The organism is Marinicrinis lubricantis (genome assembly GCF_042658665.1).
Taxonomy (GTDB): domain Bacteria; phylum Bacillota; class Bacilli; order Paenibacillales; family KCTC-33676; genus Marinicrinis; species Marinicrinis lubricantis.
Genome location: NZ_JBHSQV010000010.1, coordinates 161,424 through 167,749, shown reverse-complemented (window position 1 = coordinate 167,749; position 6,326 = coordinate 161,424). Strand labels below are relative to the sequence as shown.

General features: G+C 44.9%; 5 protein-coding genes and 1 pseudogene. All 6 read left to right on the top strand.

Features of this window, described 5'->3' with window-relative positions; all coding sequences use genetic code 11:
• Nucleotides 1–122: 122 nt before the first annotated feature.
• Nucleotides 123–671: pseudogene (locus ACFPXP_RS02265) on the top strand (extracellular solute-binding protein); the annotation flags it as partial.
• 292 nt (nt 672–963) lie between these two features.
• Nucleotides 964–2,325 carry an ABC transporter substrate-binding protein gene (locus ACFPXP_RS02260; protein WP_379891989.1) on the top strand — a complete coding sequence of 454 codons (1,362 nt, stop codon included), beginning with the start codon at nt 964–966 and terminating at the stop codon, nt 2,323–2,325.
• Nucleotides 2,326–2,468: 143 nt separating this feature from the next.
• Nucleotides 2,469–3,311 (top strand): carbohydrate ABC transporter permease, encoded by an 843-nt coding sequence (locus tag ACFPXP_RS02255; protein ID WP_379891987.1) that lies wholly within the window; start codon nt 2,469–2,471, stop codon nt 3,309–3,311.
• A complete protein-coding gene (locus ACFPXP_RS02250) occupies nt 3,311–4,144 on the top strand; it encodes a carbohydrate ABC transporter permease (protein ID WP_379891985.1) in 834 nt (277 codons plus the stop codon). The genes ACFPXP_RS02255 and ACFPXP_RS02250 overlap by 1 nt, the downstream gene beginning before the upstream one ends.
• Before the next feature lie 139 nt (nt 4,145–4,283).
• Nucleotides 4,284–5,345 carry a LacI family DNA-binding transcriptional regulator gene (locus ACFPXP_RS02245; protein ID WP_379891983.1) on the top strand — a complete coding sequence of 354 codons (1,062 nt, stop codon included), beginning with the start codon at nt 4,284–4,286 and terminating at the stop codon, nt 5,343–5,345.
• 156 nt (nt 5,346–5,501) lie between these two features.
• On the top strand, nt 5,502–6,242 hold the full coding sequence (locus ACFPXP_RS02240; protein WP_379891981.1) for an NAD-dependent protein deacylase: 741 nt from the start codon (nt 5,502–5,504) through the stop codon (nt 6,240–6,242).
• Nucleotides 6,243–6,326 lie beyond the last annotated feature (84 nt).

Sequence of the window (6,326 nt, the reverse complement as noted above, 5' to 3'; positions counted from 1 at the left end):
TTATACCTTGTAGACGAAATTCGTTCTACCGGGCATCCTGTTGCCTTCTTTAGACTCAAGTGTTCTTGGCCCCCGCTTTGTTCCAGCGACAACGGTAATACGAGGAAATACGGCTTTCACAGAAAAAGGCTTTCGCTGCAGGTCAAGTAGCCATGATTTTGGACTCGACAGCGGCCTTAAGGGGAATTGTAAATGGCGTTGGCGACAAATTTGAAGTCGGAACCGCCTTCCTGCCTCGTCCTTCGGATGGCGAAGAAGGCGGTGTAATCGTCGGTGGGGCAAGCTTGTACATTATGAACGGCCGCTCGGAGGCAGAGCAGCAGGGAGCATGGGAATTCATCAAATTCCTTGCCGCACCGGAGCAGCAGGCATATTGGAATGTGAACACTGGATACTTCCCTATTACGAAGAAAGCGTATGACGAACAGTTGGTCAAGGATAACATGGAACAGTATCCTCAGTTTCAGACAGCTGTCGATCAGCTGCACAGCACGAAGCTGAATTTAGCGACCAAAGGAGCTGTGATGGGCGTATTTCCTGAAGCAAGGCAAATTGTAGAGACCGCGATGGAAGAGGCGATTAACGGCATGAAGTCCGTAGAAGAAGCTTTGAATCAGGCGGAGCAGGAAATTACATCCAAGATTGGTCAGTACAATCAAACGGTTAAATAAAGTTGAAACGATTTAAGGGGGGCCGGCTAATTCGGAACCCCTTTTTCTGTTTAACACTGAAGTTTCCCGGAAACAGGTTCGATGAATGGGTGGATGGGGTTCAAATATTAAAGTTAGATGAATTTATATATTACGTATTGAAATGAAAAAAGCAATGTGATATGATTTTTTCTGTTGAAAACGTTTCCGATAACGTTTCCGGAAAGGTTACCGAATTAAATTACCTGTTGTTTTTCCGGTAACGTTATCGATCGATGTTTTCACCAACAACAGAGAAAAGAGGGGATTAACCATGGGCAAGATGAAAAAACTTGCGAGTGTCATGCTGGCTGCAATCATGATTACCGTTATCGCTGCGGCATGCGGAAACAATTCCGAGGGTGATTCTGCATCGGGAGGTAAAGAAATTTATTTCCTGAACTTCAAACCAGAAATCGCACAAGTATATGAGCAAATTGCTGAAGACTACGAAGCTGAAACGGGCGTGAAGGTGAAAGTGGTTACAGCAGCTAGCGGTACGTATGAAACGACTTTGAAATCGGAGATTGCCAAATCCAATGCTCCGACGATTTTCCAAATTAACGGACCTGTCGGCTATGAATCTTGGAAAGAATACACGCTTGATTTGAAAGATACAGAGCTTTACAAAACGCTCACAGATCAAAGCTTGGCCGTAACAGACGGTGACGGAGTTTATGGTATTCCTTACGTCGTTGAAGGCTACGGTATTATTTACAATGACGCGATTATGCAGAAATATTTTGCATTGGCGGATAAAGCGGTTCAGGTTTCATCTGTAGATGAAATCAACAACTTTGACACGCTGAAAGCTGTCGTTGAAGACATGCAGGCAAAGAAGGAAGAGCTTGGCATTGAAGGCGTATTCGCTTCCACTTCCCTCGCTGCCGGAGAACAGTGGAGATGGCAGACCCATTTGGCGAACTTCCCGCTCTACTACGAATTCAATGAAAACACAGAATACGAGAACTCTGTTATGGCAGGACTCAATTCTACCGAAATTTCCTTTAATTATAACGAAAACTTCAAAAATATTTTCGATCTCTACATTAATAACTCCGTTACAGAAGGCGGATTGTTAGGTGCGAAGACGGTTGCAGATTCCATGGCGGACTTTGCATTAGGCAAGGCAGCAATGGTGCAAAACGGAAACTGGGCATGGTCGCAAATTAATGAAGTGGACGGCAACGTCGTTAAAGCAGAAGATATCAAATTCTTACCGGTGTATACAGGTGTAGAAGGCGAAGAACAGCAAGGTCTTGCGGTAGGTACGGAAAACTACTTTGCTGTAAACAGCAAAGTATCCGAAGAGAAGCAGCAAGCTTCGATCGCATTCTTGGAATGGCTCTTCTCCAGTGAAACAGGTAAAAAATATGTAACCAACGAGCTTGGCTTTATCGCTCCGTTCAGCACGTTCACGGATGCTGAGAAGCCAGCGGATCCGCTTGCTAGAGAAGTACTTGCTTGGATGGAGAAAGACGTGACTTCCGTTCCTTGGACATTCGCTGCTTTCCCAAGTGAAGAATTCAAAAACGTATTCGGTGATGCCCTGCTTCAATACGCACAAGGCAATATGGAGTGGGAAGAAGTTGTAACGACCGTTATCGATACTTGGAAATCTGAGAAATCAAGATAAGTAGAATGATAAAAAAATAGTTTCGTCGGTTCAAAAGTTTATGCCACGGAGCGCCGAATAAGGTGCTGCGTGGCATAATCAAATGTTGAGGGAATAAAGAGAGAATGACCCCGCCATTTTAATACGGAGTTAGGAGAAGACAAATGGAGAAAGCAATTAAGAAATATTTTGCCCTTTTTGCATTGCCGACGTTGCTGGCCTTCTCAGTGGCGTTTGTAATCCCGTTTCTATTAGGCGTTTATTTGTCTTTTACCGAGTTTACTACAGTCACGGATGCGAAATGGGTTGGATTCAGCAATTATATTGAAGCCTTTTCAAATAAGGAATTTCTTAACGCACTTTGGTTTACGATTAAATTTACGGTTGTCACCATGCTGACCATCAATGTACTGGCATTCGCGCTTGCGATGCTGTTAACGAAAGGCAGAAAAGGAACGAATCTGTTCCGTACTGTATTTTTTATGCCGAATTTGATCGGCGGTATTGTGCTCGGATATATTTGGCAGCTCATTCTTAACGGCATTCTGTATAAATTCGGCGTGACATTGACTTATAGCGCAGATTATGGATTTTGGGGATTAGTCGTTCTAATGAACTGGCAGTTGATTGGATATATGATGGTGATTTATATTGCAGGCATACAAAATGTGCCGAAGGAATTGCTTGAGGCGGCACGGGTCGACGGTGCAACTCCGTTTACGATTTTGCGTAAAATTACGATTCCGCTGCTCATGCCGGCGATTACGATTTGTACATTTTTGACCTTATCGAATTCATTTAAACTGTTTGACCAAAACTTGGCGCTCACGGCCGGCGCACCATCTAAGGAAACCGCAATGCTGGCACTCGATATTTTCAATACCTTCTACGGTAAGGTCGGCTTCGAGGGTGTGGGTCAAGCGAAAGCAGTTGTGTTCTTCGTATTAGTTGCGGCTATTGCCTTCATACAACTGGTAGCTACGAGAAGAAAGGAGGTTGAAAACTAATGCAGAAAACAGGCGCAAAGGATTACTTGATTACACTACTTTTGATCATACTGGCTGTATTGTTTTTAGCCCCGATCTTCATCGTATTGATGAACTCGTTTAAAGGAAAATTTTTTATTAGCGACGCGCCGTTCGATATGCCGGATTCAACCACCTTTGTCGGCCTTGACAACTATGTCAGCGGACTGGAAAAAACCGGATTCTTCAGTGCGTTTCAAATGTCGCTGTTCATTACGATTGGCTCGGTGCTGCTGATTGTTCTCTTTACAGCGATGACTGCTTGGTATATTACGAGAGTAAAAACGAAATTTACGAATACACTGTACTATATCTTTGTCTTTTCGATGATCGTACCATTCCAAATGGTGATGTTCAGTATGACGAAAGTGGCCAATATGCTTCATTTGGATAACCCGGTAGGCATTTTGATCATTTATCTCGGATTTGGTGCGGGATTGTCTGTTTTCCTCTTCAGCGGATTTGTTAAATCGATCCCGGTTGAGATTGAAGAGGCAGTGATGATGGACGGCTGCAACCCGGCTCAAGCTTTCTTCAAAATCATTCTGCCGCTTCTGAAGCCGATTGCGATTACGGTAGCGATATTGAACGTTATGTGGATTTGGAACGACTATCTGCTGCCTTATTTGGTCATCGGTACCGAATACAAGACCATACCGATTGCCATTCAATACTTGAAGGGCGGCTACGGTTCCATTGATATGGGTGCGATGATGGCTATGCTTGTATTGGCAATCGTACCGATCGTTATATTCTACTTGTTCTGTCAAAAATACATTATCGAGGGCGTCGTTGCGGGAGCGGTCAAAGGGTAACATCTTGTTTATATCTGCATTCATTTGCTATATTTGGTAGTAAGCATGCGACGAATCGGATGATCTTGTAAGCATCTACGCTGTGATGGGGAAATGAGATGAAGCAATTGCTAAATGAACATTTCAAGGAGTTAGAAGTATGAAACAGCGGACAATGATTGATCAAAAACCGGATAAAATAACGATTACGGATATTGCGAGGATGTGCGGTGTCGGCGTCACGACCGTGTCCAGAGCGATGAACAATCATCCTGACATCAGTGAAGAAACAAAAGCGATGATAATGCAGGTGATTCGAGATAACCACTACGTTCCGAACAACAGCGCCAGAAACTTAAAACGCTCCGCTTCGAAGACGATCGCTGTTTTGATCAAAGGGATTACGAATCCGTTCTTTAATCACATGATTAAGGTGTTCGAAAAGGAAATTCAGAAGAATAAATATTCGTTCATCTTGCATCGTGTGGATGAAAATCAGGATGAGGTCGAAGTGGCCATTGAATTGGAGAAGGAGAAGCGGCTCAAGGGTATCGTTTTTTTGGGCGGACAATTCTCTCATGCCAACGAAAAGTTTAAGCAAATAACGGTACCGTTCATATTGAGTACCGGCGGAGTGACCTCTGAAGTCGGAAGCGAAAACTACTCCTCTGTGTCTGTCGATGATTTTAAAGAAAGCTACAAGATGGTCGATTATTTGTGCGGTCTCGGACACCGAAAAATCGCGATCATTACTTCTCCGCCAGACCATGTCGATGTCGGAACGCTCCGTTTCGAAGGCTATTTGAAGGCCTTGGAGGATCACGGAATCACCTTCCGTGAAGAATGGGCATGGTACATGAGAGAGGATATCGAAGGCTTCAGTATGGATAACGGATACGCCGTAACCAAGCATCGGTTAAGCGCCAATCCTGACGTTACCGCGATTTTTGCGGTTGCCGACAGCTTGGCTATCGGCGCTTGCAAAGCGATATTCGAGGATGGCAAGCGTGTGCCGGAAGATTATTCCGTCGCCGGTTACGATGGATTGGATATTTCCTTCTATTATAATCCTTCGCTGACGACGATTCGTCAGCCGGTCGAGGAAATGGCGGAGGAGACCATCCGCATCCTGTTCGATATGATCCATAAAAAAGTGAAGCATACACATCGCATATTTCCAGCGGAACTGCTGGCCAGAGCATCCACCAGACCCCTGCTTTAGGGGCTGGTGGTTGTTTTGTTTTCATCCGTTTGAATCAAAAGCGGAGTGAGTTTGTCGGACGCATTTGCTGGCGCTGCGGGAAGGATGTTATGCTTCATAGAGAATAGGAAAAAATGATCATCAGGAAGTGAACGGAAGGTTAAATCTGTACGAGAGGTGATTCGTTTGGAAGCAGTACAGAAGCTGACTGAAGCGCTGAAAGAGGCAGGGAAGGTTGCAGTGTTGACAGGAGCGGGCATGAGTACGGCAAGCGGCATCCCCGACTTTCGATCGCGCGGAGGATTATACGACCGGGAATTGAACGTAGAGGCGATCTTATCGGAATCGTATTTTCATTCTAAACCGAAGCTGTTTTGGAAATATTTCAAAGAAATTTTCGGCTTTCAGCAGATTAGAGAGGTTGAACCGAATGCCGGCCATTTGTTCTTGGCGGAGCTTGAAGCGATGGGGAAGACGGTTACAATCATTACCCAAAATGTGGACGGTTTGCATCGTAAAGCCGGCAGCAGCCGTGTGCTTGAGGTACATGGTTCATTGGATCAGGCGAGATGTCCCAAATGCCATGAAGAATATGGTCTGAAGGATCTGCTCGCAGAGGAAATCCCGCGATGCAGGAAACACGATGTGATTCTCAAGCCCGATGTTGTTCTGTTCGAGGGGCGGGTGAAGCATATGGAGGAAGCGGTGGATGCGATATGCGGCTGTGAGCTGTTCATCGTTCTGGGGACTTCGCTTACTGTGTACCCCGTGAAGGAGCTTCCAAACTACATTCGCCATGACCGCGGCATTACGAAAGCGATCATCAATAAGGAGCCGACGATGATGGATGAGCTGTTTGATATCGTCGTGCATGAAGAGATTGTTCCCGTCTTGAACCGTGTGAAGCAAACGATATAAGTTTGTCTATACGGTTCAAACTTGGTTGACAGCAAAAAATGGGATATGGTATATAAAATATAGTATTAGCACTCTAGTTTGTAG